The 25,870-nt window shown below is 68.1% G+C and carries 24 protein-coding genes; 11 read left to right on the forward strand and 13 right to left on the reverse strand.

The window, feature by feature from the left end; all coding sequences use genetic code 11:
- Positions 1-124: 124 nt before the first annotated feature.
- The 4 genes from AC07EG_RS39580 to AC07EG_RS39595 all read right to left on the reverse strand — a co-directional run bounded on the left by AC07EG_RS39580 (position 125) and on the right by AC07EG_RS39595 (position 4,963).
- Positions 125-1,111 (reverse strand): aldo/keto reductase, encoded by a 987-nt coding sequence (locus tag AC07EG_RS39580; protein WP_478258449.1) that lies wholly within the window; start codon positions 1,109-1,111, stop codon positions 125-127.
- A 57-nt stretch (positions 1,112-1,168) separates the two neighbouring features.
- Positions 1,169-2,758: a tyrosine 2,3-aminomutase gene (gene cmdF / locus AC07EG_RS39585; protein WP_478258427.1), complete on the reverse strand. Its 1,590-nt coding sequence runs from the start codon at positions 2,756-2,758 to the stop codon at positions 1,169-1,171.
- On the reverse strand, positions 2,755-4,161 hold the full coding sequence (locus AC07EG_RS39590; protein ID WP_478258428.1) for an MFS transporter: 1,407 nt from the start codon (positions 4,159-4,161) through the stop codon (positions 2,755-2,757). The genes cmdF and AC07EG_RS39590 overlap by 4 nt, the downstream gene beginning before the upstream one ends.
- A 76-nt stretch (positions 4,162-4,237) precedes the next feature.
- Complete coding sequence (locus AC07EG_RS39595) at positions 4,238-4,963, reverse strand: SDR family NAD(P)-dependent oxidoreductase (protein ID WP_478258429.1); 726 nt, start codon at positions 4,961-4,963, stop codon at positions 4,238-4,240.
- 93 nt (positions 4,964-5,056) lie between these two features.
- On the opposite strand from AC07EG_RS39595, the gene AC07EG_RS39600 reads away from it, so the two are divergent.
- Positions 5,057-5,620, forward strand: a complete 564-nt coding sequence (locus AC07EG_RS39600) for a MarR family winged helix-turn-helix transcriptional regulator (RefSeq protein ID WP_478258430.1) — start codon at positions 5,057-5,059, stop codon at positions 5,618-5,620.
- Positions 5,621-5,637: 17 nt separating this feature from the next.
- Here AC07EG_RS39600 and AC07EG_RS39605 read toward each other — a convergent pair whose 3' ends face one another.
- The 7 genes from AC07EG_RS39605 to AC07EG_RS39635 are packed head-to-tail and all read right to left on the reverse strand — an operon-like array spanning position 5,638 to position 13,065.
- Positions 5,638-6,831: a 3-deoxy-7-phosphoheptulonate synthase gene (locus AC07EG_RS39605; RefSeq protein WP_478258431.1), complete on the reverse strand. Its 1,194-nt coding sequence runs from the start codon at positions 6,829-6,831 to the stop codon at positions 5,638-5,640.
- 27 nt (positions 6,832-6,858) lie between these two features.
- Entirely contained in the window at positions 6,859-8,265 is a 1,407-nt protein-coding gene (locus tag AC07EG_RS39610) for an amidase family protein (RefSeq protein WP_478258432.1), read from the reverse strand.
- Entirely contained in the window at positions 8,265-9,278 is a 1,014-nt protein-coding gene (locus AC07EG_RS39615) for a class I adenylate-forming enzyme family protein (RefSeq protein WP_478258433.1), read from the reverse strand. The genes AC07EG_RS39610 and AC07EG_RS39615 overlap by 1 nt, the downstream gene beginning before the upstream one ends.
- On the reverse strand, positions 9,275-9,577 hold the full coding sequence (locus tag AC07EG_RS39620) for an acyl carrier protein (RefSeq protein ID WP_478258434.1): 303 nt from the start codon (positions 9,575-9,577) through the stop codon (positions 9,275-9,277). Before AC07EG_RS39620 ends, AC07EG_RS39615 begins: the two co-directional genes overlap by 4 nt.
- Positions 9,574-9,981, reverse strand: a complete 408-nt coding sequence (locus AC07EG_RS39625) for a hypothetical protein (RefSeq protein ID WP_478258435.1) — start codon at positions 9,979-9,981, stop codon at positions 9,574-9,576. Before AC07EG_RS39625 ends, AC07EG_RS39620 begins: the two co-directional genes overlap by 4 nt.
- Before the next feature lie 28 nt (positions 9,982-10,009).
- Positions 10,010-11,746 carry a prenyltransferase/squalene oxidase repeat-containing protein gene (locus AC07EG_RS39630; protein ID WP_478258436.1) on the reverse strand — a complete coding sequence of 579 codons (1,737 nt, stop codon included), beginning with the start codon at positions 11,744-11,746 and terminating at the stop codon, positions 10,010-10,012.
- Complete coding sequence (locus AC07EG_RS39635) at positions 11,743-13,065, reverse strand: phenylacetate--CoA ligase family protein (RefSeq protein ID WP_478258437.1); 1,323 nt, start codon at positions 13,063-13,065, stop codon at positions 11,743-11,745. Before AC07EG_RS39635 ends, AC07EG_RS39630 begins: the two co-directional genes overlap by 4 nt.
- Before the next feature lie 386 nt (positions 13,066-13,451).
- Between AC07EG_RS39635 and asnB the strand changes: the two genes are divergently transcribed.
- From asnB to AC07EG_RS39675, 8 genes are read left to right on the forward strand one after another with little or no spacing between them, the layout of a single operon-like run.
- Positions 13,452-15,281, forward strand: a complete 1,830-nt coding sequence (gene asnB, locus AC07EG_RS39640) for an asparagine synthase (glutamine-hydrolyzing) (protein ID WP_478258450.1) — start codon at positions 13,452-13,454, stop codon at positions 15,279-15,281.
- Positions 15,269-16,366: an ornithine cyclodeaminase gene (locus tag AC07EG_RS39645; RefSeq protein ID WP_478258438.1), complete on the forward strand. Its 1,098-nt coding sequence runs from the start codon at positions 15,269-15,271 to the stop codon at positions 16,364-16,366. The genes asnB and AC07EG_RS39645 overlap by 13 nt, the downstream gene beginning before the upstream one ends.
- A gap of 54 nt (positions 16,367-16,420) precedes the next feature.
- Positions 16,421-17,434, forward strand: coding sequence for an iron-containing redox enzyme family protein (locus AC07EG_RS39650; protein WP_478258439.1), 1,014 nt, complete (start codon positions 16,421-16,423; stop codon positions 17,432-17,434).
- The gene (locus AC07EG_RS39655) at positions 17,434-17,712 is read left to right on the forward strand and encodes a CDGSH iron-sulfur domain-containing protein (RefSeq protein ID WP_478258440.1); all 279 of its coding nucleotides are present in this window, start codon (positions 17,434-17,436) and stop codon (positions 17,710-17,712) included. Before AC07EG_RS39650 ends, AC07EG_RS39655 begins: the two co-directional genes overlap by 1 nt.
- Positions 17,713-17,746: 34 nt before the next feature.
- Positions 17,747-18,757, forward strand: coding sequence for a pyridoxal-phosphate dependent enzyme (locus tag AC07EG_RS39660; protein ID WP_478258441.1), 1,011 nt, complete (start codon positions 17,747-17,749; stop codon positions 18,755-18,757).
- A gap of 48 nt (positions 18,758-18,805) precedes the next feature.
- Complete coding sequence (locus AC07EG_RS39665) at positions 18,806-19,729, forward strand: ornithine carbamoyltransferase (RefSeq protein WP_478258442.1); 924 nt, start codon at positions 18,806-18,808, stop codon at positions 19,727-19,729.
- A gap of 39 nt (positions 19,730-19,768) precedes the next feature.
- On the forward strand, positions 19,769-20,389 hold the full coding sequence (locus tag AC07EG_RS39670; RefSeq protein WP_478258443.1) for a LysE family translocator: 621 nt from the start codon (positions 19,769-19,771) through the stop codon (positions 20,387-20,389).
- A gap of 4 nt (positions 20,390-20,393) precedes the next feature.
- Positions 20,394-20,690 carry a hypothetical protein gene (locus AC07EG_RS39675; RefSeq protein ID WP_478258444.1) on the forward strand — a complete coding sequence of 99 codons (297 nt, stop codon included), beginning with the start codon at positions 20,394-20,396 and terminating at the stop codon, positions 20,688-20,690.
- An 854-nt stretch (positions 20,691-21,544) separates the two neighbouring features.
- Here AC07EG_RS39675 and AC07EG_RS39680 read toward each other — a convergent pair.
- Positions 21,545-21,784, reverse strand: coding sequence for a hypothetical protein (locus AC07EG_RS39680; protein ID WP_478258445.1), 240 nt, complete (start codon positions 21,782-21,784; stop codon positions 21,545-21,547).
- Positions 21,785-22,269: 485 nt separating this feature from the next.
- Here AC07EG_RS39680 and AC07EG_RS39685 point away from each other — a divergent pair, with 485 nt between their 5' ends.
- Positions 22,270-23,643, forward strand: a complete 1,374-nt coding sequence (locus AC07EG_RS39685) for an amidase family protein (protein ID WP_478258446.1) — start codon at positions 22,270-22,272, stop codon at positions 23,641-23,643.
- Positions 23,644-24,125: 482 nt separating this feature from the next.
- The gene (locus AC07EG_RS39690) at positions 24,126-24,674 is read left to right on the forward strand and encodes a glycosyltransferase family protein (protein WP_478258447.1); all 549 of its coding nucleotides are present in this window, start codon (positions 24,126-24,128) and stop codon (positions 24,672-24,674) included.
- A 79-nt stretch (positions 24,675-24,753) separates the two neighbouring features.
- Here AC07EG_RS39690 and AC07EG_RS39695 read toward each other — a convergent pair whose 3' ends face one another.
- Positions 24,754-25,011, reverse strand: a complete 258-nt coding sequence (locus AC07EG_RS39695) for a hypothetical protein (protein WP_478258448.1) — start codon at positions 25,009-25,011, stop codon at positions 24,754-24,756.
- Positions 25,012-25,870 lie beyond the last annotated feature (859 nt).

Consider the following 25,870-nt stretch of genomic DNA (forward strand, 5'->3'; position numbering starts at 1 on the left):
GCTCCACTTCTACAATCACCACCGACCCCACTCATCCACCGAAGGCCAGCCACCCATCACCCGCCTGACCAACCTCCCTGGACATCACACCTAGGGAAGCTCGCTGGCCTGGACCGAGCCGCGGTCAGCGGCCGTTCATGCGCATGGCCTCTTCCGGGTACCGGTCGCCCTGCGTGCTGCCTGGTGGCACCGCCGCGTCGAGCAGTGCCATGTCCTCGAGGCTGAGCCGCAGCGAGGCAGCCCGGAGGTTTTCCTCGAGTGCGCGTCGGCGTTTGGTGCCCGGGATCGGCACGATGTGCTTGCCTTTGGCCAGTAGCCATGCCAGGGACACCTGCGCGGGAGTCGCGTCAACGCGGGCGGCGATGGCACTGGCCACGTCGACGGCGGCGGAGTTCGCGCGGAAGTTCTCGCGCTGGAAGCGGGGATCTCTCCTGCGGTAGTCGTCGTCGGCGTACTCTTCGGCGGGTTTGGCGGTTCCGGTCAGGAATCCGCGGCCCAGCGGGGAATAAGCGACCAGGCCGATGCCCAATTCGTGCAGGACGGGCTGGATCTCGGTCTCGATGTGGCGTTCCCACAGGGCGTACTCGGTTTGCAGTGCGGTCACGGGGGTCACCGCGTGCGCGCGGCGGATCGTGTCCGTCCCGGCTTCGGAAAGGCCGAAGTACCGGATTTTGCCCGCGGTGATCAGTTCGCCCATGGCCTCGGCCACGTCTTCGATTGGGACCTTGAGATCGACCCGGTGCTGCGAGAGCAGATCGATGCGGTCGGTGTGCAGCCGGGTGAGCATCGCGTCGACGGTCCGGCGGATGTGGCCGGGCCTGCTGTTCAGCTCTCCGCGGGTGCCGTCAGGGGCGTATTCCCAGCCGAACTTCGTGGAGATGAACGCCTCGTCGCGCCGGCCGCGCAAGGCGGTGCCGAGCAGGGTTTCGTTACTGAAGGGGCCATAGACCTCCGCGGTATCGAAGAAGGTGCAGCCGAGGTCGAGTGCCCGGCGGATGGTGGCGATCGACTCCGCGTCGTCCGCGGGGCCGTAAGCCTGGGTCATCCCGAAGCACCCGAGCCCGAGCGCGGACACGACGGGACCGCGGGCTCCTAGAACACGGGTTGGCATGACATCGTCGTACGGCACGGAGGCTCCTCTCTCGCTGGAGCGAACTGAGAACGACCGTCAACGCAGCCTGGCTCCGTGGCGGGCGACCGCGTCGAGGAAGTCGCCACGGGAAATTGCGGCGGCCAGCGCCCCGATCTCATCGCTCAGACAGCGGTCCCGGGTCAGCGCCGGGACCGTCGCCCGGACCTGGTCGTGGGTGATCCGGCCGAGCCGGCCGAGGCGGCTGTAGCGGCCCGACACGTCGACCGCCTGGGCGGCGGCGAGCAGTTCCACCGCCAGGATCCAGTTGTTGTTCGCCAGTACTCGGCGGGCGTTTCTCGCCCCGAGCAAGCCCATGCTGACCACGTCCTGGTTGTCGGCGTTGGCCGGGACGCTTTGGGTGCTGGCGGGCCCGATCGTCCGGTTCTCGGCAACCAGTGCGCTCGCCGGATACTGCGCTCCGGCGAGCCCGCTGTTCAGGCCGGGATCAGCGGCGATGAGGAACTCGGGCAACCCGTCGTTGAGATGCCGGTTCAGCAGCCGGTGCGTTCGGCGCTCGGAGAACACGCCGAGCTGGGTGAGCGCGATGGTGCAGTAGTCCATCGCAAAAGCGACTGGCTGGCCATGAAAATTTGCGCCGTGGAAAATCTCTGCTGCGCCGGATTCGCCGAAGAAGAGGGGATTGTCGTTGGCGGAGTTGAGTTCGATCTCCAGAGTGGCTTCGGCTTGCCGGAGGGTGTCGCGGACGGCGCCGAGCACCTGTGGCACCGCACGCAGGGTATACGCCTTCTGCAGGTAGACCTCGCCGTCACCGTTACGGACCTGCCGCGAGAGTTCGGCGTGTTCGACGGCGAGTCCGCTGCCGCTCAGCAGCAGGCGCAGGTTCGCCGCGGTGTCGGCCTGCCCCCGGTGGGGCCGGGCGCGCTCGTGCCCGTCGGCGAGGAACGGGCTCGTCGAGCCGCGCAGCACCTCCACGACCAGCGCGGCGATGATCTCGGCTTGCCGCACTTGATCCAGCGCGCGGCCGACTACCAGGGCGCCCAATCCGGTCATCGCCGATGTGCCGTTGACCAGTGCGAGACCTTCCTTGGCCCGCAATTCGAGCGGCGTGATCCCGTGCCGCTCGAGCACCGGGCCGGTCGGTGTCCGCTCGCCGCCGGCAAGGACGTGGCCCTCACCGATCAGGGTGCAGGCGATGTGCGAGAGCGGCGCGAGGTCTCCGCTGGCGCCCAACGACCCGATCTCCGGTACGGCCGGGACGATGCCGAGGTTCAGGTACACCGCCAGCCGTTCGAGAACCGCCGGGCGCGTGGCCGAATAGCCCTTGGCGAGCGCGTTGAGCCGGGCTGTGATCATCGCTCGGACCTCGTCCTCGGCGAACAGCGGGCCGACTCCGGCGCTGTGGCTGCGGACGAGGTTGGTCTGCAGGGCCACCTCGTCGCCCGCCCCGACCGGGTGGTGCACCAGTTCGCCGTATCCGGTGGTGACCCCGTAGACCGGCACGCCCCGGCTGACCAGTTCCTCGAACGACTTCCGGTTCTTCCCGACGACGGACAGCGCGGACGGCGCCACCACGCACGGTGCCCGGTCCTCGGCGATCCGGCGGACGCCTGCGAGGTTCAGGCGTTGACCGTCGAGTTGGACCGGCCGGTGCGCTCTCGCCGTCACAGCTGAGCACCCGCCTCGGTCGCTGTTCTCGATCGGCCGAGCACCCAGCTCAGCACCGCTGTCGCCACTGCGAGCCCCGCGAGGACCCCGCAGGTGACGACGAACGCGTCGCCGAAGTCGCTCGCGGGTATCGACGCCGTGTCCTGTGGGTTGTGCCCCAGCGCGACGCGGTAGACCGTGCCGATGCCCGCGATCCCGACGGCCATCGCGGCCTGGGTGACGGTGTTCAGCACACCCGAGCCCGCCCCGGTCAGGTCGGCGGGCACCTGGGCCATGGCGATGCCGACCAACGGCGATACCACCAGGCCCTGCCCGACCCCGGACAGCCCGATGGTGGCCGCGAGCGCGAGCGCCTGGGTGCCCGCGCCGGTTTGCACGATGAGCGGCATGGGCAGGAAGCTCGCAGTCATCAGCAGTGCGCCGGTGATCAGTACCCGGGTGCCGTAGCGCTCGGCCAGCCGGCGTCCGGCGATCGAGGCCACCGCGAACCCGGCGCCCAGTGGCACGAACACCACACCGGTGGCCAGCGGGTCCAGGTGCAGCGCGGACTGGAGGTAGTAGGTCAGCACCAGGAAGTAGCCCGCGTTGCCGGCGAAGAACACCGTCACTGTCGCCATGCTGGCCGGGAATCCGCGCCTGAGCAGGACGCGCGCGGGCAGCAGAGGATCCCCGCCGCGCGCGGCCAGCCTGTTCTCGTATCGGAACAGGCCGGCCGTCAACAGCGCGGCGGCGGCGAAGCACAACCAGATCCACGGCGGCCAGCCGTGTTCCGGTCCGAGTGACAACGGGATGAGCAGTATGGGCAGCACGGACGCGGTGAGCACCGTGCCCACCAGGTCCAGCGGCGCGGTGACCTCGCTCCGGCTCTCCCGGACCGTCGACGGCGCCGCCAGCAGGATGAGCAGTCCGATCGGCACGTTGATCAGGAAGATCGTCCGCCACTCCAGGCCGGCGACGTCCACGTCCAGGAGCAGCCCGCCGCCGATCAACCCGGCCACGACCCCGAGCCCGATCACCGACCCGTAGATGCCGATCGCGCGCTGCCGGTCTCGTTGCCGGGCGAACGTGCCCTGGATGATCGAGAGCACCTGCGGCATCAGGACAGCCGCCGCGGCGCCCTGCGCGACTCGAGCCACGATCAGAAGGTTCGCCGTGGGACACAGCGCGCACAGCAGCGAGGTGACGGTGAACGCCGCGACGCCGTACTGGAACACCTTCTTGCGGCCGAAGCGGTCGCCGAGCTTGCCACCGGTCACCATGCCGGCCGCGTAGGCGATCACGTAACCGTCGATGACGAATTGGATTTGGCCGAAACTGGCACCCAGGTCCGCTTGGAGCGGCGGGCTGGCCACGTTCACGATGAACATGTCGATCTGGCCCATGAACGTGGCCAGCAAGACCACCCCGATTCCAACCCAGTCGCGGGTGCTGGGCGGGGCGGAGGGCGGGTTGTGGGCGACGGCGACCATTGTTGTCCCTTTACCTGGTCGGATGGGCGCCGCCGTTGACTGCGAGCGTTTGCCCGGTGATGTGGCGGGCGCCAGGCGAGGCGAGGAAGTACACCGTTTCGGCGATGTCGTCGGGTGTGCCGGCGCGGCCGGTGCTGGTGGCGTCGATCAGTTGCCCGGCTCGTTGGGCGGGGAGTTTGTCCCGGAAGAATTCGGTGTCGCGGATGTAGCCGGGAGCGACGACGTTGGTGGTGATGTTGCGGGGGCCGAGTTGGCGGGCCAGGTCGACGTTCCACGAGGCGAGTCCGGCTTTGGCGGCGCCGTAGGAGCCGGCGCCCTGGTCGGCGGCGATGGATCCGATGTGGATCACCGAGGCGCCGTCGGCCAGTTTGTGCTCGGCTGCGGTGGTGGTCAGCACCGCGCTGATCAGGTTGGCGTCCAGGTTGGCGCGCCAGTGCGTGAGGACTCCGGCGAGTCCATCGGGTTCGGGCAGGTCGAAGTCGGTGTTGCCGCCGGCGTTGTTGACCAGTACGTCGATCGGGCTGTCCACTTCGGCCAGTGCGGTGGTGAGCTGGTCGGGGTCGGTGCTGTCGCAGACGAGTGGGCGGACCGCTGGGCCCAGTTCGGCGGCGGTGCTGACCAGCACTTGTTTGCGCCGGCCGGTGATGTGCACGATGGCGTCCGAGGTGGCGAATCGTGCGGCTACGGCTTTGCCGATGCCGGTGCCCCCGCCGGTGACCAGGATTGTGCGGGCCATCTAGCCTCCTTCGTGTTGGCTGGTCCAACTTCAAGTTTAGACCTAAATGATAGGCTGTGGGGGTGGCAGCCGACAACCGCGGTGGAGGTTTGGATGAGCACAGCGTCCGCAATGGATCCCGTACCGGACGCCGCGGACGAGATCGAGGCGGCGTGGCAGCGTGAGCGGCCGGGTACCTCGACCGAGTCCATCGGCATCGTGACCCGGGTGTGGCAGCTGGCGAAGTTGTTCGGAGAGGACCGCCGTCGTGTGCTGCTGGACTCCGGTGTCGATACGGCCACCCTGGACCTGCTCAGTGTGCTGCGGCGCAGTTCCCCGCCGTACTCGCTGACCACCAGGGAGCTGGCGAGGCGGACGCTGGTCACGGCGGGAGCGATCTCGCAGCGGGTGGCCCGCGCCGAGCGCGGGGGGTTGGTCGAGCGGCACAGCGCGCCACCGGGGCGCAGCGTGTATGTGACGCTGACCCCGGCCGGGCACGCGCTGGTGGAGCAGACCGTCGATCGGGTCCTCGAGCGGGAACTGGAACTGGTCTCCGGGCTGAGCGAGCAGCAGCGGGCCCAGCTGGCCTCATTGCTGCGGGTGCTCCTCGGTGAGGTCCAAAGCCGCTGCGACGATCACGGCGTCACCCATGTAGGCGACGTCGGCACCACACTCTGAACCCAGCACACCGGGGTTCACAGCAGCCGGGTGAAGTGCCGGACGACCTGCTGCGCCTGAACCGGGTTCAGCCGCGGGTCGCAGGCCGATTCGTACCTGTTCAGCTTGAGTGCCCCGGTCAGCTCGGCCATCGTGCCCACGCATTCGGTCACCGGATCGGGGGTCACTTCGAGGTGGAGTCCGCCAGGGTGCACCCGCTGCTCCCGCAAGATCCGGCAGAACTGCCCGACCTCGGCCTGTATCTCCGCCACCACCCGGGTTTTCTGCCCGGCCTCGGTCTTCCTGGTGTTGCCGTGCATGGGATCGCTGAGCCAGGTCACCTGCCCGGCCCGCTCACCGAGTGCGGCCACCAGCGTGGGAAGCCGGTTCGCGATCTTTTCCGCGCCCATGCGGACGATCAGGCTCAGCCTGCCCCGGCGGTGCCCGGTGGCCAGGCGGTCGACGATGGCGACCAGTTCCTCCGGTGCCGCGTTCGGGCCGATCTTCACCCCGACGGGATTGGTGATCTGCTCGGCGAACGCGAGGTGTGCGTGATCGAGTTGCCGCGTGCGCTCCCCGATCCACACCGTGTGGGCCGAGGAGGCGTAGTTGCCGCCGCGGACCGGGTCCGGGCGCAGCAGCGCCTGCTCGAAGTCGAGCAGCAGGGCTTCGTGGCTGACGTAGGTCGGTGCCAGCATCGAACTGATTCCGCTGTCGGCCTCGAGCAGCAGCTGCCGCATGAACAACGCGTCCAGGCCGTTCGCCGCGTGCTCGTAAGCAGTGAGCATCCGCGCCGGATCGGCTCGCCTGGCCGCGGCGGTGGGAGTCAGGCCGTTCACCGCGTCGCCGCGGTAGACCGGGATTTCCGTGCCGTCCGGCAGGACTTCCGTGGCACAGGAGCGGGGTTTGGCGAACTGTCCGGCGAACCGGCCGATCCGGACGGTCGGTACCCCGGCGGATTCGGCGGTTTCGCAGAGCTGGTGCAGCTGGGAGGCTTTGGCCTGGACCCGTTGCCGCTCCGAGTCGGAGAACAGTTCGGCACAATCACCCGCCTGGATTACCACGGCTTCACCGCGAGCGGCGAACTCGAGTTCGCCGCTCAACGCGTAACACGACTGCGCGTCGACCAGTGGTGGCCTGCTGCGCAATTCGTTCTGCACGGCGGCCAGTTCCGCCGGCGCGGGCCAGTGGGGTTGGTGGGCGGCGACTTCCAGCACTGCGTGGGGGATCATCGCGGTCTCCTGGTGTGGTGGTGGTGATCACACGGGACGCAGGTCCGGCGGTACCAGCCGGAGCTGTACCCGCTGGGCCAGGTCGATCAGCCGTTCTTCGCTGCCGGGCGGCCCGACGATCTGCACCCCGAGTGGCGCACGGTTCACCCGGCTGAGCCGGGCGGGCACGACGATGGCGGGCAAGCCGGCGAAACTGGCGACCGGGGTGTAGCCGATGCGCCGGTCGTAGTCGGCTTCGCCGGGAGCGGGGATGGTGGTGGCCACCGGACGGCTGGTCCGCAGATCGGGCGGTGGACAGGGGTCCAGCGGCAGCAACCAGGCGTGCGTGTGGTCACCGAAGCGGGCGGTGTTCTCCTGACGGGAGGAAAACAGCGCGTCGAGAATCTCCGTGTACTGACCGTCGGTCACCCGTGCGCCGACTTCCAGCGCTTGCTCGGTGCTCTGGTGCAGCGGCGTGGTGATCCAGTGCCGCCACAGCTGGTAGCCATCCCACGCCTGCCGGGCGCACAGCTGCCAGGCGTCACCCCGGCGTTGCCAGAGGTCCTCCCCCACCACGACGTCGCTCACCTCGTGGCCGTCGTCGTCCAGCGCGGCGCTGACCAGTTCCAGTGTTTCCAGCATCTCAGGAGCGCACGAGCCGTCACCGACGTTGGTGGGCACGCCAATGCGGTACCGGTCGGGCAACGGCTGCCCGGCCGCGCCGAGCAGGGTGCGCAGACTCAGGCGCTGCCACAGGAACGCGAGGTCCGCTGCCGTGCGCGCCACCCAGCCGACCGCGTCCATCGGCGGTGACAAGGGGAAGATGCCGTGCAACAGCCCGGGATCGTGCGTCATCCGCAGCCCGACGGTGCCGCAGTTCCCGGCAGGCCAGCGCACCGATCCCAGAACGTCCGTGCCCATCGCGAGATCGCAGAGGCCGGCCGCGACGGCGACGCCCGCACCGGTGCTCGAGCCGGCGGGATCGATGTGCGGGAAGTAGGGATTCACGCAGCCGGACCCGACGCCGATGTTCAACTCGGTGCTCACGACCTTGCCGATCACCTGGCCCTCGGCACCGTCGAGCCGGAAGAGCGCCCGCGCCGACGCCGCCGGGTGGTGCCGGTAGTGGCGCAGCCCCAGCGAAGTGGGCAGGCCGGCGACGTCGATGGTGTCCTTGACACCGACGCGGATCAGCGGCGTGCCCGCTGCCGGGCTTCGTCGTGCGGTGACCGCCCGGTACCGGGCGTCGGCCACGGAGTACCACGTTTCGTTCTGCTCCGCCCATTTCCGCTGGTCCCACTCGCCCCGATCGTGCAGGCCGCACCGCTCGGCCAGCGGCAGCTGCAGCAGGTCGGGCAGCTCCGGGCGATGGTCCGGATAGGTGATCCCGGCGTCCGCGGCGTAGTGGCCCAGCGACGCGGCGGGGTCGGACGCGCGCGGACGGTCCGCTGGCATCAGCTCGCCCCTTCCAGCGCCGCCCGGGATCCCTGCTGGGTGAGCGCGTACAAGGCGGTGACCGCGATCTTCCCGGTCGCGGTCCGGGGGATACGACGGACCTGGTGCACCGCGCGCGGTGGGGTGAAGTCGTGCAGGGCCGCCCGCAACCGGGCGAAGACCTGCTGGCGGGGCAGGTCCCGATCGAGGCTGTAGAACAGTTCGTAGTGCTCGGCGCGGACGGGATCGTGCACGGGCAGGCAGGCGACGTCCAGGCCGTCGACCGAGTTCCGTAGCGCGGTCGCGAGTTCTTCCAGGTTCACCCGCTTCCCGTTCACCTTGATCAGCGCCGAGGCCCGCCCGTGGAACTCGAAAGTCCGCTCGCCGCGATGGATCACGTCGGGCAGCTGCCACGTTTCCGGCCTGGACGCCATGTCGCTGCGGCGGGCCAGCCGCGGACTCCGGATGTGGAGCAACTGCCCCGGACCTTCGCCCGGCTCGGCGAACTCGACGTCGGGCAGGAGCTGCCAGCGTCTCGTCTCGGCGCCGGCCGGAACGATCTCCCGGTGCGCGATCCCGCCGGTTTCGGTGGAGCCGAACAACTCGACCGCGCGGAAACCGGTGCCGGACAGCGCGGCCAGCACCTCCCCGGTGGCCTGTACCGTCGGCCCGGTTCCGTGCAGGGCGACCGCCGAGGGCAGTGCCTCGAGCTGGCCGAGCAGGTGACGCAGCACCAGCCAGGTGGACGGCAGGCAGACGAACAACGTCCGCTTCTTCGCCACTTCGGGCGGCAATCCGGCGGGGACGTGGGTGAGGTGGTGCACGGGCACGCCGCGGATCTCCGGCAGGATCTGAGCGAACAACCGGCCGAAGAGGTGCTCCACCGGAGCGAAGCTGACGATCTGCTCGAACTCGCCGAGGAGTTCGTCGGCGATGAGCGCGGCTTCGGCCCGGAGTTGTTCCGGGGTACGCAGCCACACGGTGGGCGAACCCGTGTGCCCGGACGTGCGGAATTCGATCTCCGTGGCGTTCATCGAGACTCTCCGAACACGGCCCGGTCCTCCAGCTGGGAGTGCACGAATTCGGCGATGCGGTCCAGTTGCGCGAAGTTGTAGCGGACGTCGTGCTCGACGAAGTCGACTTCGACGCCGAACTCCTTCTCCATGGCGGTGACGCATTCCATCGCGCCGAGGCTGTCGTAGCGGTCGCCGAGCGTCTCCGGGAGTGGTGCGTCGGCGGGCAGGTCGTCGATCTCCGGACCGAACAGGGCAGCCAGTACGGCCCTGGTCCGTGTCTGGATGGTGGCAAGGGTGGGTACGGGAGACAAGGTCATCGGTTTCCCCTCAGTGTGGCGTCCGCGCGCCGGAGTCGGCCCTGGGCGCCGAAGTACACAAATTCCTTGGGTGTCGGCCGGAACTCCACGTAGAGGAACGGGGTTCCAGCGGTCATGCCGAGTGCGTCGGCGAGTACGGCGGCCAGTTCTTCGTAGAAGGTTTCGTCCCGTCCGACGGACACGCAGCAGACGACACTCGCGTGGTGCAAGCCCCCGTCCTCGTGTGGAAGGGCTTCGACCGGCAGGCCGCCGACGAACACCGTGCCCTCCTCGGTCCGTTCGAACCGCACGACCACGTGCTTGCGGTCGCTGCCGTGTTCGGCGAACCAGCGGGTCAGCCGGACGGCTGTAGCCCGGCGTTCGGTGGTGGACAGCGCCGTCGTGCGAATGGTGATGGTGGGCATGATTCCCCCAGAGTGGAAGGGATGTCCCTCAGGACAAGGTGAGCGCGGGCAGTTCCGCCCGACGCCCCGTACTCCGTTCGCGGAGCAGCGCGGCGAGGCAGTCGGCCAGCACTCCGCCGCCGGTCGGCGCGAGCGGTGTCCACCCGGTGCCCGCCGGCCGGACGAGCCGGTCGAGGAAAGCGGTCAGCCGGGTGAAGTCCACGGCAAGCCGCTGGCGGTCCGCAGTCACCACCGCTTCGTAGGTGCTCAGCAGGTCCGGCAGGCGTGCACCCTCATTGGCGAATCCGCCGCTGGGCACCCGGTGACGGTCGAGCAAGCCGGCCAGTTCGCCGGCCGTGGCCAGGCCCAATTGTTCCCGGACCCGCAGGGCCTGCAACCCGGCGCGGAGGGTGGGAGGCGCACCCGGCACGTGCCGGTAACCGTGCTCGTCACGGCACCCCAGGACAAAATCCGCCAGTCGTGCGGTGTCCAGCACCTCCGCGACCGGAATCTCGAGTAGCCGCAGTGTTTCCACCGCTGCGGCGGTGGAAACCAGATCCGACCCACGGCCTTCCCAGTAGCCGAACCCGCCGTCCGGGTTCTGCAGGCCCGCCAGCCAGTCCGCGATTTCGCGCGGTGCGGCGGGGTCGACCACGGCCGCACCCGCGGCGATCGCCCACAGCGTGCACCGCACTTCGCTGCCACGGGCGGGCATGTACATGACCCCGCCTTCGTTCGGTAGCCGGCAGCCGGCCAGCCAGGTGCGCCACCGGTCCTGCCGCGGGTCGTCGGCCGGTGACAGCAAGGCGGTGGCCGCGGTGCTCAGCGCGTCCCCGGCTCGCTCGGGTTCGCGATAGGTGAAGCCACCGGAGGGGCAGGACAGTGCGTGCAGCCTGCGCAGCACCGGGCCGGCGTGCGAGCCGGTGTCCGCGCCCAGCGCCTGCAGCGAGCCGATCGCGCAGAACGAGGCCCAGACATCGGCCACGTCGTAACCGGCCCACCGGACGAACGAACCGTCAGACGATCGGCGGTCCAGCACCCAGTCGAGGCAGCGTTGCCGCTCGGCCGGGGCCGCCCCCAGCGCTTGGAGCGCGGCCGTCGCCCGATAGGTGGCCCACAGGCACGCGACATCCGCCGACGGGCCGAAACGGAAACCGCCTTCGGGGTCTTGCTGCTCCCGCAGCCAGCGCACCAGCGCCGGACCGTCCCAAGGGAGGGGCGTATCCGGCTCCACGGCGAGCAACGCCCGCCAGGACATCACACCGTAGAAGCAGGCTCGGACGTCCGAAGCCGTGGACACGGCGTGCTCGGGCGACCAGCTGAGGCCGCCATCCAGTGCCTGCAACGCGCGCAGCCAGCTCACCAGCCGATCGCGGTCCGGCGGGATGTCCTGACACAGTTCGACCACCGTGCGCACCGAATAGTGCGTGGCCCAGACGTCGGGGGCCTGGCCGGGCAGCATCGCGTACGCGTCGCCCGACCAGGTTCGGCGCAGCCAGTCCCGCGTCGAACCGAGCTGGGGAACTTCGGCGCCGAGTTCAGCCATCGCCTGGGTGCAGTAGAACGTCGCCCACGCGTCGGAGGCCATGCCCTTGCTCCAGGCGTAGCCGCCATCGGTGTTGCGGCGGCTGCTCAGGTAGTCGACCGTGGCTGCGCGGCCGGGCAGCTCGCTGGTCCGGCCCAGCCACGCGGCCGTGCGAACCGCGGCGTAAGTGCACCACAGGTCCGCTTCACCGGTGGTGACGGCGGTGCCGGCCGGCGCCTTCGGGGCGAGGCGCGCGGTCATCTGCCCGCTCCCACGACCCGGAAGTTCGATCGCTTCCAGCTCTTCTGCGACGCCCCGCTCTTGGTGCTCGCGGGAAGCTGATTGACGAAAAGCACTTCGTCCCATTCCAGGCCGAGCAACTCCCGGGAGGAACGCTGGAGCCGGTCGGCCATCGTGGCTTCCCCCGCCCGGTCCCAGTGCACGTCGCGTTCCAGGATCAACCTGGCGAACGCGCCCGGCGCGTCGGTCTCCATCAGATAGCCGGTCGCCTCGGTCTCGCCGTAGACCACCTCTTCGACCGCGCGCACGGTGAGCTTCGCGCCGCGCACGGCCACGGCATCGGAACCGCGCCCGACGACTTCGATCACCGGAGAGCGGTCACCGCAGTCGCAGTGGGCGCCCAGGCGCACCTCGTCCCCGGTGTCCAGGCGCAGCACGCACCGGGCATGGAGGTTCAGCGGGGTGACTACGAGCCGTCCGGCGCCGGATTCGGGCAGCGGGCGGACCCCGCCGTCGTCGTCGTCGGCGGCGAGTTCGAAGTAGTTGGTCGCGGTCAGCAGGTGCAAGCGGTCCTGGACGCAGGCGGCGGCCAGGGTGCCGGTCTCCGTGCTGCCGTAACTCGCGTCCAGCACGGAGGCGTTCCACCACCGGCCGAGGCGAGCCCGGAACGGAGCGGTGCTGACCTCACCGAGCAGCATCATCCGGTGCACACCGACGCTCAGGTCGCGCAGCAGCCCGCGTTGTTTGGCCAGTCTGCTGAACTGCAGCGCCACGCCGGGCGCGGCGAATACGGTGGTCGGCCGGAAGGAATCGATTAGCCCGATCAGCCGATCCCAGTCGGAGATTCCGGTGGCGAACGGATAAGCTCGGGTGTGTGGTAGCCCGAGGTACTCGCAGACGCCGACGACGAGGTCCGCTACCGGGACAATGTCCGAAGGTAGCATAATCAATACACGCTCATTTTCCGGTAACAGATCGCGCCAGGCTTCGGCTACCGATACAGTGTTCCAGATTACGTCTTCCGCCAGTCGAGGAGTTGGCGTCGGCAGTCCGGTGGTGCCGGTGGTTTCATAATATTTCGCCGCCGCATCGATCGGGGCGGCCAGGAATTCGAGAGCGCCTTTCTTGAGGCGCTGCTTGCTGGTGGTGCCGAGTCCCTCGAACCTGGCGAAGGAGTACTCCGGGAGCCCGGAGTAGGCTGCAGACTGCCTGGCCCTCCGCCATGTCTCTGAGATCTTCCGCATGTAGAAGCCTTTTCCGGGCAAACTCTCTCGCTGCTCGCGGATTTCGGCACCGGCCTGCTCCAGCAGTCGCAACCGATGGCTACTGTTGATGAGCAAGAACAATTCCTCCCCAGGAAAAAAAGCTTAGTCGATAATTATCTCGTGCCCCCGCGTCGAGTCGATTACCGGCCAAGTTTAGCACTAAACATGAGGCGGGTGCAAGTTGCTCGACCAGGCCGTTCTATCGTCCCAATCACCGCCGGTGTCACTCGAGTGGCGGTACGGACTCCTGCCGGGTGGTGGGTACTGTCCTCGCCAGACAAATTACCGGCAGTCGTTGGCGTGCGCTCGTCTGCACTATATCGCCGCCATGGCCGGCGAAACACCTGTTCGGTTCACCCGTTGCGCCGGGTCAATAACGCGTGTCGCCAGCGTGCGCGACTCGCCGTCGCAGCTTGGGCGCTAATCAAGCAGACGCAGTATGCCCTCAAGACAGGAGCGCCATGTGCGGAATCGCCGGCTGGATCGACCTCAGCCGTCCCACCGAGTGGAACGAATCGGTCCTCGAGAGCATGACCCGTACCCTTGTTCGCCGCGGTCCGGACGACGAAGGGTTGTGGACGGATCCGCACGTGGCACTGGGTCATCGTAGGCTGGCCATTCTCGACGTGCGCCGGGGCGTGCAGCCGATGACCGCGGGCCCGCCTGAGCAGCCGCACGCCGTGCTCTGTTACAGCGGAGAGGTGTACAACTTCCGTGAGCTAAGGGCGGAACTGGCCGCGCGCGGGCGGGTTTTCCGCACCCACGGCGACACCGAAGTCGTGCTCAACGCCTACCTGGAGTGGGGCGAGAGCTTCGTCGAACGGCTCGGCGGAATGTTCGCCTTCGCACTGTGGGACCCGCGCGCGCGGAAGCTACTCCTGGTCCGCGACCGGCTGGGCATCAAACCCCTCTACTACGCGCGGTCCGGCGACGCGGTGCTGTTCGCGTCCGAGCCGAAGGCGGTGCTGGCCCACCCCGAGTTCACCGCCCGGCTCGACCCGCAGGGGCTGGCCGATCTGCTGGGGCTGGTCAAGACCCCTGGCGTGACCCCGTTCCGCGACCTATACGAGGTACCGCCGGGACACGTCCTCTCCGTTGACGACAACGGCAGCAGGCTGTCCCGCTACTGGAGTCTGCCGACCGCCCCGCACGAAGACGACATCGCGGACACGGTTGCCCACGTTCGCGAGCTGCTCGTCGACACCGTGCGAAGGCAGTTGATCACCGACGTACCGCTGTGCACCCTGCTTTCCGGTGGCCTGGACTCCAGTGCGTTGACCGCCATCGCCACGGAGGTCCTCAACAGCTCGGGGGAAGGCCCGGTCCGTTCGTTCTCCGTCGATTTCGTCGGCAGCGCCAACCACTTCCGTGCCAGCGAGTTCCGGCCCGAACGCGATAATCCCTACGCCCTTCAGGTCGCCAGCCATCTCGGTACGGTACACCGGACCATCGAGCTGCCCGACGAAGCCCTCACCGAGGACGGAAGCCGCGACGCCGTACTCGGCGCGCACGACCTCCCACTCACTTTCGGCGACGTCGACACCTCGCTGTACCTGCTCTTCTCGGCCATCCGTGAGCGGTCAACCGTCGCGCTGTCCGGCGAATCCGCGGACGAGGTGTTCGGCGGCTACAACTGGTTCCACGATCCGAGCGTCGTCGGCACAGCGGGCTTCCCCTGGCTCAGCACCATGCAGTTCATCCCTGAGCGGATGCTGACCACCCAGTTCCGCGAGCACACGCGGTTCGAGGAGTACCGGGCCGACTGCTACCGGCAGGCGATCGGCGAAGTCGAGTACCTGCCGGGAGAAGATGCGCAGGAACGACGGATGCGCGAGTTCAGCCACTTGCACCTCACGCGCTGGCTGCCTGTCCTCCTCGACCGCAAGGACCGGCTCAGCATGGCCGCCGGTCTCGAAGTGCGGGTGCCCTTCTGCGACCACCGGCTGGTCGAGTACGTGCACAACATCCCGTGGAAGATCAAGACCTACGACGGCAGGGAAAAGAGCGTGCTCCGCGGTGCCTCCGTCGGCCTGCTACCCTACTCGGTGCTGAACCGGAAGAAGAGCCCGTACCCCACCACCGCCGATACCCGGTACGAACACGATCTGCGCCGTCGGGTCGGCTCCCTCCTCGCAGAGAATCGATCGTCGGCACTGGACATCGTCGACGCGGGGGCACTCCGGGAGTTGCTGAGCAGACCGGAGGGCTACTTCGACACCCAGCTCCGGCGCAACCCACTGGAAACCGCTCTGAACCTGGCGCAGTGGTACCGGGAGCAGTGGAACTCGTGACCTGCCCGAGAGGAGACAACCTGGAGAACCGGTGGCTCGACGACGTGTTCGCGAGGCCCTTCCCGGAGTCCGTGCGGTTCCTCAGCCGGGCCGACGTCGTGGAGTGCCTGACGAGGATCGACATCGTGACCACGGTCAAGGACGCGCTGCTGAGCCATCACTACGGCCGGACGATCCTGCCGAGTGAGGCGTACCTCTCCTGGACCAACCTGCACGGCGCCTACAGCCGCTCGATCGGTATGCCGGGTGCTGTGCTCGAACAGGAGGCCGAGGGCACCTACGGCATGAAGATCATCAACGCTAGTGTGTCGAATCCGGGGTTCGGCCTGGAACGGGCCGGCGGCTTGGGACTCTGCTTCGACGGGCAGACCGCCCGGGTGAACGCGGTGATGGAGGTCGGCGTGCTCAGCGCCGTACGGACGGCCGCCGTGACCGCCATCGCCGTCCAGGCCGTCGGCTACCAGGCGGTCAGCTCGCTAGCCGTCGTTGGCTGTGGAACGCAGGCGCGCGTGCACCTCGCCCTACTCCTCTCGCGATGCCCGGAACTGAGCCGGGTCACGCTGTACGACGTGCGACGGCAGGTGGCTGAGGGGCTCGTCGCTGAACTCGCCTGGCGGCACACAGAAGTGTCCTTCTCCGTCGTGGCGACACCGGCCGAAGCGATGGCCGACGCGGAATCGGCACTGTTCCTGACCACCGTCGCCGAAGGGTACGTCCAGCCGCAATGGGTGCGGCCCGGATCACTCTTGCTCAACGTCTCACTCGGTGATCTGACCGACGAGGTCCTGGCCGGCGCCTCCGCCCTCGTCGTTGACGACCTCCAACTGATCACCGAAAATCCCCGGCGGCCCCTGGGGCGCCTGGTCAACGAGGGACGAATCTTCCCGGAGGCGCGGGACAACCAGCCCTCGATCACCGCGACGATCGGCGAACTGCTCGTCGACGATGCGGTCGTGAAGCGGCCGGACAACGGCTACGTCGTGGTGAACCCCTTCGGGCTCGGCGTTCTCGACGTGGCGCTGTTCGGCGCGGTACTGCGCCGAGCGAGCAGTGCGGGTGTCGGGCAGGTCCTGGAACTCGTCTGACCCGGCCGAGTGCACCCGGCAGAAGGTTCACCACGATCAATCCAAGGAGTTCAAGTGCGATTACCCAATCAGCGCGGCCCGGTGAGCGAAGTTCTCGTCAGCGTTTTGCAGCGCCTACCGGAGACTGGTGGCGACTCCGTTCTGCAGAACATTTCGGCGGCTGACGTGGAAGCCACTTCCGACGAGGACCTGCAGCTGAGTTTGTTCTTGAGCTACGGACCCCAATACTGCCTCTTCGGCGAAGTGGCGCAACACTGGGAGTGGGAGTCCTCGCTGATTGAGTTGCGGAAGCGACTCGAGAACCGCTTCGCCAGCGAGCTCCGTGCAATCGCCGGCCCGGTCCCGCCGGTGGACGTGGCGGAGCTCCCCCAGTTCTTGATGGAGATCGGTAAACCGAGCCCGGGAAGGTCTCTCTCGCGGTACCTCAAGCAGGACGCCACGATGGAACAGTTCCAGGAATTCCTCATGCACCGCTCCGTCTACAGTCTCATGGAAGCGGACCACCACAGCCTCGTCATCCCGCGCGTGCGCGGCGGCGGCAAACCGGCACTGGTGGAGATCCAGGCCGACGAGTACGGCGGCGGGATCCCGGGGCGCCTGCACTCTCAGTTGTTCGAGCTGACCCTGAAAGAACTCGGAATGTTGACCGAATTCGGTTCTTACTTCGAAGTCGTTCCGGCTTGCTCGCTGGCGACGGTGAACGTGATATCCTATTTCGGAACCCATGGTCGTCATCGGGGCGCGTTGCTCGGAAACCTTGCGATGACGGAAATAGGTTCGCACTACGTAAACCGGAACTTCCGCAACGGTCTGCAACGGTTGAATGGATCGGACGAATCGTGGTTGTTCTTCCAGGAGCACATCGTGGCCGACGCCGTACACGAACAGCTCGCCGCCTACGACATGTGCGGCAGATTCGTGCGTGACAATCCGCGTGAGTTGTCCGATGTGGTCTTCGGCGCCGTCGTGACGGCCGAACTGGGGGCACGAGCCAACGAGCACATGCTGTCCTCATGGGAACGCGGTGAGTCCTCCCTCCGCGGCAAGATTTCCCTGACGGCAGGCTGATGGACGGCTGGGGTGCGGGTGGTGATGCCCCTGCCGGGGACCAGGCTGAGCCCGCGGCACAGCGACGTGCTCCGGCCACGATCGTGGTGTGCCAGGACGGCCCGGTCATCATCCGCGGAGACTACGACCTGCGCAGTCAGACCGACGAGCCGATCGATCCACAGCGAAAGACCATCGCTCTCTGCCGCTGCGGACGTTCACTGCAGAAACCGTTCTGCGACGGCAGTCACATCTGGACGAAAAGCGTCATCAGTGGAGATCCACCGAATCGGACGTGACCAGTGACTTGGTACAAGGGGGAGGGCGAGGACGTTGCCGCTTGAACTGCACGGCCCGGTGCCGGGAAGAACCTCGATGTTGACCGCCGTGACCAGGTATCGCGGCCGGACTACGCATCTCTGGTTGAAATTGGAACAAGAGAACCCGTTCGGGTCCATCAAGGACAGGGTGGCGTACTCCTTGCTCGCCTCGATCTTCGAGTCGGGCAGGCTTCGCGGCGGCATCATCGAGTCGACTTCCGGAAACCTCGGTGTCGCGTTGGCCAGGTATGCCCAGATCTGCGGGGTAGAATTCACCGCCGTCGTCGACCCGCGGACGTCGCGCACGCTCGTGCGGCAAATGCGGAGCGCGTACGCGAAGATCGTAGAAGTGACAGACCCCGACGAGACGGGCGGGTACTTGCTTTCCAGACTGGCCTACATCCGTGACCGGATGGCGGTCGAGGACCTGCTCGTGTGGCCGAACCAGTACGAGAATCCGGCCAATCCCCGCGCGCACTCCGAAGGAACCGCCCCGGAGATCCACTCCGTCGTCCCGCGTGGTGATCTCGACGTCTTCCTCGGCGTATCAACCGGGGGCACCCTCCGAGGTTTCACGGACTACGTCGAGCGCGACAGGCTGTCCTGGCGTTGCGTCGCGGTGGACGAAGTGGGATCAGTGGCACTCGGCGGTTCCCCGGCAACTCGCAGCCTGAACGGCATCGGCGCGAGTCGAAGTTCGTCTTTCGTTTCCGGGTCGGATTGTCTCAACGTGAAGGTGACTGCAGCCGAGGCGGTGGCCACATGCGACTGGGTGGCGAGCGAGCTGGGCGTCCGAGTCGGTGGCAGCTCGGGCGCCGCCGTGGCCGGTGCCGTGCGGTGGATACGAGAAGGTCTCGGTGCCGAGCACGTGGTTGTCGTCTGCCCGGACGGCGGCGATCGGTACGAGGACACGATCTATTCGCCGGGCTGGCGCCGCGCGAGGGCCCTCACATCGAGGACAGGCATGGAGTTCCCGGAGGTGTGCTCGACGCGAGTCGTGGACGATTCACTGGTTTCGATCTGACGACGCTGGTCCGCGAACGATTGCGGTTCAGCTGACGGGTGGCATTGCATGCGTGGTTTTCTCTCTCTGGATGACATGGACAGCGACGAACTGCACAAGATCGTCGGACGGTCGGCCGACGTGCTCGCTCAGGCCGAGCGGTTGGAACAGAAGCTGTCCGGCAAGGTGCTCGGCACATACTTCGCCAAGACCTCGACGCGCACGCGGACCGCGTTCACGGCCGCCGCGTTGCGGCTCGGGGCTTCGGTCGTCCCATACGGCCCCGGCGATCTCCAGCTGAACACCGGCGAGTCCCTGCACGACACCGGCCGGATGTTCGGTGCGATGCTCGACGGGTTGGTGATGCGCACCGCGGGCCCGCTCGAGGACATGAGACTGGTGGCTCGCAGCGGTGGGCTGCCCGTCGTGAACGCGATGGCCGCGCAGGAACATCCCACCCAGGGCGTTTGCGATGCGGCAACGATGCTCTGGCACTTCGGCCAGCTGGACGGCTTGTCGGTGCTGTACATCGGCGAGGGGAACAACACGGCTGTGGCACTGGGAAAAATCCTGAGCACTTACCGTGGCGTCACGGTGGTCTTCGCCACTCCGAAGGGGTACGGCCTCGATGCCGCGCTGCTCGGCTCACTACAGGAAAAGAGTGCGGATTCCGGCTCCCGTTTCATCGAAGCGCACGACCTCGCTACGGCCGACATCAAGGCTGACGTCGTCTACACGACTCGCTGGCAGACCACGGGCACGGCGAAGCCGAATGCGGACTGGCGGGAGGATTTCCGTCCGTTCTACGTGGACGACGAGGTCATGTCCCATTGGCCGAAGGCGGTTTTCATGCATGATCTACCCGCGCACCGCGGTGACGAGGTCAAGGGATCGGTGCTCGACGGAGACCGCTCGATCGCCTGGGAGCAGGCGCGGATGAAGTACGGCAGCGCGGTCGCGATCCTGGAGTGGATCTACCGCGATTCCCAATGATCCTTTCTACATTCACCAGTGCACGAAGTGGGGGACCGTTTGACCATCTTCACCGTACTCGCCTTCACGGCCGCGGCTGCGGTCGTCGTCATCGTTCCGGGGCCGGATCAAGCGCTGCTGCTCCGAACCAGCGCCGCCGCCGGACGCTCGGCTGCGGTGCGCACCGCAGCCGGAGTGCTGCTCGGCATCGTCCTGTGGGGTATCGCGTCGGTTGTGGGGCTATCGGCGCTGTTGTCCAACGGCAGCGTGGCCTTCCAGGTGTTGACCGTGGTCGGCGCGGCCTACCTGATCTGGCTCGGGATCACGGCCTTGCGTTCCGCGATGTCGCCAGCGGCCCCCACGCTAGAACACGACGACCGCAGGAACTCCGGGTTCTTCCTGCGCGGATTTCTCATGAATTGCCTGAACCCGAAGATCGGGCTGTTCTACCTGTCGATTCTGCCGCAGTTCCTCCCGAATTCGACCGCGTCGGCACCGGGAGCCGAACTCGTGCTCTTCTCCATCTACATCACGGTGAGCGCCTTGTGGTTGTTCGCCTTCGCGTTGGCGGCCGGAAGTCTCCACCCGTTCTTGAGTCGACCGCGGGTCCGACGGTCCTTGGATTCGGTGGTGGGTGTGACCTTGCTGGGACTTGGATTCATCGCTTTGGTGGGAGTGTGATGGTGTGGTGCAACAGGACGGATCGACCCGCCTGCAGGAGAAGCTCGTCGAAACCGCCGGCGAGGTGGGACGCGCGGTCGACGCTGTCGAACGCGCCCGAGGCGTGCTGCGAGCATCGGGTGATCCGCTGATGGCCGCGGTCGACAGTGCACTCACCTGCGCCGTTTCCCTGATCGAACTCCGGCAGCGCGAGAAGAAAAGTGACCTCGACACGCTTCACAGCGCGCTGGGGGCGGCTCGCGCACTGGTCGGCGAAGTGACTTTCGCCGTCCGAGACAGCTATCCGGGCCCCGGCTCCTGACGACCGGATCCTGGGCGGTCGCGCCGTTTACTACCGCTGCGGTGTGGGTGACCACGGCACAACTCCCACCACCGCGATCAGCAGGGCGATCGCAAGACCTCGGGGGTTGCCACCGCTCCGCCCTCCGGGGTAGGCGGTTCGTAGCCGAGGGTGCCGGGCGCGCCGCTGCGCTGCACGGGCACCGCCGGCCACCACGAGCAACGCCACCAGTCCGCGCTGGAACGCTCGGGCGCCGCCGCGGTGACGTCCGAAAGACAGCTGGGGGCACGCCAGTGCCCCCAGCCGCACTTTGTGATTGATGGTGCGTCTTCGCTGGTAGTGGGTTTGTTGAGCCCGGTGTTGGTGGTGTCGGCGCCGGTGTGTGACCAGGTCTGGGTTGCGAGGTGGTCGACTGGGGTGGTGGTCAGGTGTGAGGGGTGATCGTGACCGGGTCGCCGTCGTGCCGCAACGTCCACGTGGGGCCGCCGGGTAGCACCAGCGGCTCCACTCCGTTCCGAGTCAGCTCGACGAGCGAGCCGCGCTGGTCGCGAGCGGGACCGCCAGCTGGGTCGTGGAGCAGGAGCCCAGGCCGACCGAGGACGCGAACGCCTCCGGGGCTCATGACCACCCTCTGTTTATTGACCATTGACTACTTCGCCGATTGGGGTTTTGGCGGAGCGCAGCGGAAGTCTCTGGGCAAAATCACGTCCCGCCCCGTCGTGCCTGCCCTGGAGCAAGCCCACGCCCCCGACGACCTCGGCTACCTGTCGTTCGTCGACTACGCGGTGTCCACCGCCAGCCGCGAGCTGCCCCCGGGTCGACCCCGCGGCGATGCGCCTGGTCCTGACCCTGCACCGGGTCACCACGGCACTGATCTACGACCTGGTGACCAGCGTGCACCGGCCGCGCAGGTGGACCTGGCCGGGGTTCCGTGTGTTGTTCGTGCTGTGGCTCGTCGGACCGGTGAAAGCCGAGCGCGTGGCCGAGTTGTCCGGGGTGAACCGAGCCGCGGTCTCGGCCTTGGTCAACACCCTGGACCGGGACGGCCTGGTGTCGCGGGCCCGTCCGAGCACGACCGCCGCGCCGTGCAACTGGACCTCATCGACGCCGGTCACGACGCCATCACCAGCGGGTCCGCTGCGCGCAACAGCGGGAGCAAGCGTGGGGCGGCACGTTGAGCCGCCCCGAGCAGACGATGCTGATCGGCCTGCCGGAAAACTCATGCCGAGCTCGGACAGCGCCGCGCTCGAGTGCCGGAACCGAACCGGGCGAACCACCCCTTGTCCGGCAGCTCGCTGGGAGCTAAGGTCCTCAGCTAATACAACCTTTGATCAACTGGTGAGTCCGCGCCGGGTGAGGAGCCGTGCCATGGCCTCGAGCCGGACGCCCTGCCCCTCACAGTGCTTCTTCGACCAGGCGTCTCGACCCCTCCGCGGTGAGAGTTGACCGCCGAGAGCTTCCCGTCGCGGTTCTGCACAACGAGGTGTGCGCAGACCGGCAGCATTGGCCACATCAGCGGCGGGAATGGCGTCGCGGGGCAATCGGGCGCACCACTGGCGCTGGAGGCGATGCTGGTGCTCGGATGAAGGGGTAAGCAGCAGTGGACGAACACCCCACCCTGAGGGCCGCCATCGCCGGCCTGCGCCGGGGCGCCACCACCAGCCGTGCCCTGACCGAGCGGCTGCTGGCCGCAGCCGAAACGCACGCTCACCTCGGGGCTTTCATCTCCCTGCATCCCGATCGCGCGCTGCACCTGGCCGACCTCGCCGATCGGGACCCGGGGCCCGGCCCGCTGCACGGCGTGCCGGTCGTGGTCAAGGACAACATCCACGTCGCGGGCCTGCCCAACACGGCGGGCACCCCCGCGTTGGCGGACTTCGTGCCGGTCACCGACGCGCCCGTGGTGCGACGGCTGGTGGAGGCCGGCGCGTTCGTGGCAGGCAAGACCGGGATGCACGAGCTGTCGCTGGGCGCCACCAGCGCGTCGTCCGCGCACGGTCCCGTGCGTCACGCGCACCGGCCGGAGCTCTTCGCCGGTGGCAGCAGCGGCGGCACAGCCGTGGCGGTGGCCCTGGGCGCGCTGGTGGGTTTGGGCACCGACACCGGCGGTTCGGTGCGCATACCGGCCGCCCTCAACGGCGTACCCGGGTTCCGGCCGCGCACCGGCCGCTACCCCGGCGGCGGCATCACCCCCTTGTCGGCCACCCGGGACTCCCCCGGCCCGATGGCCCGCTCGGTGGCCGACCTCGCGCTGCTGGACGCGGTGCTCTCCGGCGACGACCCCGCGCTGCCCGGGATCGGCCCCGGCCAGCTCCGGCTGGGTGTTCCCGGCCCGTACTTCACCGACCCGCTGGACACCCCCACCCTGGACGCCTGGACCCGGGCGCTGGAGCTGCTGCGGGCCGCCGGCGTCACGCTCATCGAGGTGCCGGCGCCCGACCCCCGGGATGCCGAGGAAACCGTGGGCTTCCCGATCACCCTGTACGAGACGCGCCGTGACCTCACCGCCTACTTGGCCGAGCACCGCCCGTCACTGACCCTGTCGGAGTTGGCGGAGCGCATCTGCACCCCGGCGGTGCGGGAGATGTTCCTGGATTCCGTGGTGGACGACGCGCCAGAGGCGATCCCGGTCGAGGTATACGAGCGCGCGCTGACCGGTCGCGAGCGCTTGCGGCGCTCCTACCGGGAGGTGTTCGCCGAGCACCACCTGCACGCCTTGGTGTTCCCCACCACCCCGAGGGTCGCCGGCGACCTGACTGCCGACGCGGACCGGCTGGAGGTGGCGGGCATCGTGCTGCCGTCGTTCGCCACCCTCATCCGCAACACCGGCCCCGGCAGCATCGCAGGCATGTCCGGCCTGACGGTGCCGATTCCGCGTGCGCCGGGCGAGCTGCCCGTGGGCCTGGCATTGGACGGATGGTCGGACCGCGTCGTGCTGGCCGCGGGGGTCGTGGTGGAGCACGTGCTCCGCTGACGACCGGCCCCGGGAAAGAGCGTGCCCTCCGCGGTCTGCCGCATCCGATGTGCAGAACGCTGCCCACCCAGCCGTGGCAACCGGTCAGGCGACCTCTCCGGGCGCGAGGACCCGCGAGCCCGGCGAAAGCGGCCAGGGCGATGCCGAACTCCCGGCGGAAGGCGGCGGCGAAGGTGAACTACCGCACCGCCCCTCCCGCCGGGTTACGGGAACCCCTCAGTCCACGTGTTGCCTGCTGGGGGTATCCGCGTTTGTGGGTGCTGTGCAGGGAGCGCGTGGCCGCGATGTGGGTCGGGCGGGCAGAGTAGTCGCAGTGGCCAGCCGACGAGTAGCGGCAGCGCGAGGGGCTCAGAGCCGCTTGCGGCGCGTGGTGCTCACCTGGCTGACCACGGCGCGAGGCGGTGCGGAGCGATCCACTCTCGAACTGGCTGAAGGGCTCCGGGCATTGCTCGGCATCGAAGTTGCGCTGCTGTGGTGGGACGATGATCGCTCGTTTCCGTCATTCTTTCCGGGTACCTGTGGTGTCCGTCCTGCGCGGCATCCTGGTCGCGGACCAGCGCTTGCGCACCGTCGATCCGGCTACCGGGCTGCTCACGCCCCATCTGCCCAGCGAACTGGCCCGCGCGAGTTGGGTCGGGGTCAGCCAGGCAGCCACCAGCAGTGTGGTGCGGTTGTCACAGCGGCCGCTCGAGGTTTGCACCATCTACAACGGGATTGCCGGCAGCGGGCGGCCGAAGCCGTCCTCGCCGGGGAATCCGCGCCGATTCTCCGTAGTTGCCAGGACCGAGCCTCGGAAACGGATCGATCGGGGTGATCGAGCCTTCGGTGGTGTGCCCGCATCGGTCGCTGACCGCGCCCAGCTGAATGTCTATGGCAGTGGGACGGCGTTGCCGCGTCTGCGTGAGCAGGCGGAAGCGCTCGGTCCGGCCACGGACATCCGCTTCTGGGGCCAGGTCTCGGACCGGCAGTGGCCCGCACGCTCAGCCCACCACCGGTGGTTTCGATCAGGCCCCAGCGAGCCATGTCGCTGATGGTCTCCCCGAGCAATTGCCGTTCGGCTTCGTAGAGCATGTTCTCCTCCGTAGTGTCACAGCCGGTGGAATCGGGCGGTCAGCGATGCTGGCGCGCGAGCTGACCGGGGGTGGCGCTGTCCTGGCTTTCGAACTTCTCGCGGGGTCCTGGGCCGAATGCCGGTAACGGCTGTTCACGCCCTTCGAGCAGGTCGGCGGTGTACTCGCCGAGCGCGGGCCCGAACTTGAACGCATGCCCGCCCCCGCCGGCCAGCCAGCCGCCGCCCGCTCCCGGTATCGGGGTGAGCACGAAGTGCTGGTCGTCGGTGAGTTCGTATTGGCAGACGTGCCGGGACACCAGCGGCGCACTCGGGCTCCGTGGGCAACGTGCGCCGGCCCTGCATGACGTCGGAGCCGACCTCGATGGTCACCTCGGGGGTTCTTCTCGATGGTGCGGTACCAGACCGGCGGTCGCGAGCTTCCACCGAAGGTGGCGAAAAACGGCGAACGCGTTGCTCACCGCCTGGTACGTCAGCGGGTTGGTGCGTCGACGGCCGGTCGTCGCGCCGTAGTGGCTGACCAGGATGATCGGGACGCTGCGCTCGGGATCGGAACGCGGCAGCGGAGGTGGGACAGGGCGCCGCGTGCCAGGTCCTCCTCGGTGCGCCACCGGACGAAGCCCGCGTTCGATCGGAACTCTGTCACGATTCGGAGTTCCCGTCCTGGAAGTGTGGCGCACGCTCGCACGCTGAAACCCCGACACCAGTGACAAGGTCAAGCGGCCAGCCGGACGACATTCACCCGGACCCCACATCAGCGCCCGGACGTACGGCCGTCAGCCGTGCGGCCCTGTACTCCGGGACCGAGGCTGTGACCTGATGACGCAGCCGGAAGCTCAGCGGGCCGAAGCGGTGCCCGAGCTGAGCTGACGGCCGCGAGCTGCGCCCCCCGGCCACTGGCGAGTTCCTCGCCGGACACCTGACTTCCTCGAACGGCCTTGCTCAGTTCAGGCGGCCACGGTCTCCGCATGCCGCCTCGGAATCGGTTAACGTCACCCGCATGGCTGAGGAGGTACGCTCACTCGACCCCGAGGAGACCACGTAGCTGGACCAAAGGCTCACACGGCGCTTCCTGGGCACCGGTTACGACCTGCTGGGCTTCACCCGCGCCGACCCCACCGGATGCTGCTTTGCCACACTCTGGTTCACGCTCCTGTC

This window comes from Amycolatopsis sp. NPDC045836, assembly GCF_056431745.1.

Excerpts from the sequence above, each read along its gene's own strand:
- AC07EG_RS39610 (WP_478258432.1), bottom strand. The coding sequence starts at position 8,265 with ATGCCAGCGGACCGTCCGCGCGCGTCCGACCCCGCCGCGTCGCTGGGC.
- AC07EG_RS39620 (WP_478258434.1), bottom strand. The coding sequence starts at position 9,577 with ATGACCTTGTCTCCCGTACCCACCCTTGCCACCATCCAGACACGGACC.
- AC07EG_RS39630 (WP_478258436.1), bottom strand. The coding sequence starts at position 11,746 with ATGACCGCGCGCCTCGCCCCGAAGGCGCCGGCCGGCACCGCCGTCACC.
- AC07EG_RS39600 (WP_478258430.1), top strand. The coding sequence starts at position 5,057 with ATGAGCACAGCGTCCGCAATGGATCCCGTACCGGACGCCGCGGACGAG.
- AC07EG_RS39655 (WP_478258440.1), top strand. The coding sequence starts at position 17,434 with ATGGACGGCTGGGGTGCGGGTGGTGATGCCCCTGCCGGGGACCAGGCT.
- AC07EG_RS39605 (WP_478258431.1), bottom strand. The coding sequence starts at position 6,831 with ATGATCCCCCACGCAGTGCTGGAAGTCGCCGCCCACCAACCCCACTGG.
- AC07EG_RS39690 (WP_478258447.1), top strand. The coding sequence starts at position 24,126 with ATGATCGCTCGTTTCCGTCATTCTTTCCGGGTACCTGTGGTGTCCGTC.
- asnB (WP_478258450.1), top strand. The coding sequence starts at position 13,452 with ATGTGCGGAATCGCCGGCTGGATCGACCTCAGCCGTCCCACCGAGTGG.
- AC07EG_RS39615 (WP_478258433.1), bottom strand. The coding sequence starts at position 9,278 with ATGAACGCCACGGAGATCGAATTCCGCACGTCCGGGCACACGGGTTCG.
- AC07EG_RS39595 (WP_478258429.1), bottom strand. The coding sequence starts at position 4,963 with ATGGCCCGCACAATCCTGGTCACCGGCGGGGGCACCGGCATCGGCAAA.
- AC07EG_RS39580 (WP_478258449.1), bottom strand. The coding sequence starts at position 1,111 with ATGCCAACCCGTGTTCTAGGAGCCCGCGGTCCCGTCGTGTCCGCGCTC.
- AC07EG_RS39665 (WP_478258442.1), top strand. The coding sequence starts at position 18,806 with ATGCGTGGTTTTCTCTCTCTGGATGACATGGACAGCGACGAACTGCAC.
- AC07EG_RS39625 (WP_478258435.1), bottom strand. The coding sequence starts at position 9,981 with ATGCCCACCATCACCATTCGCACGACGGCGCTGTCCACCACCGAACGC.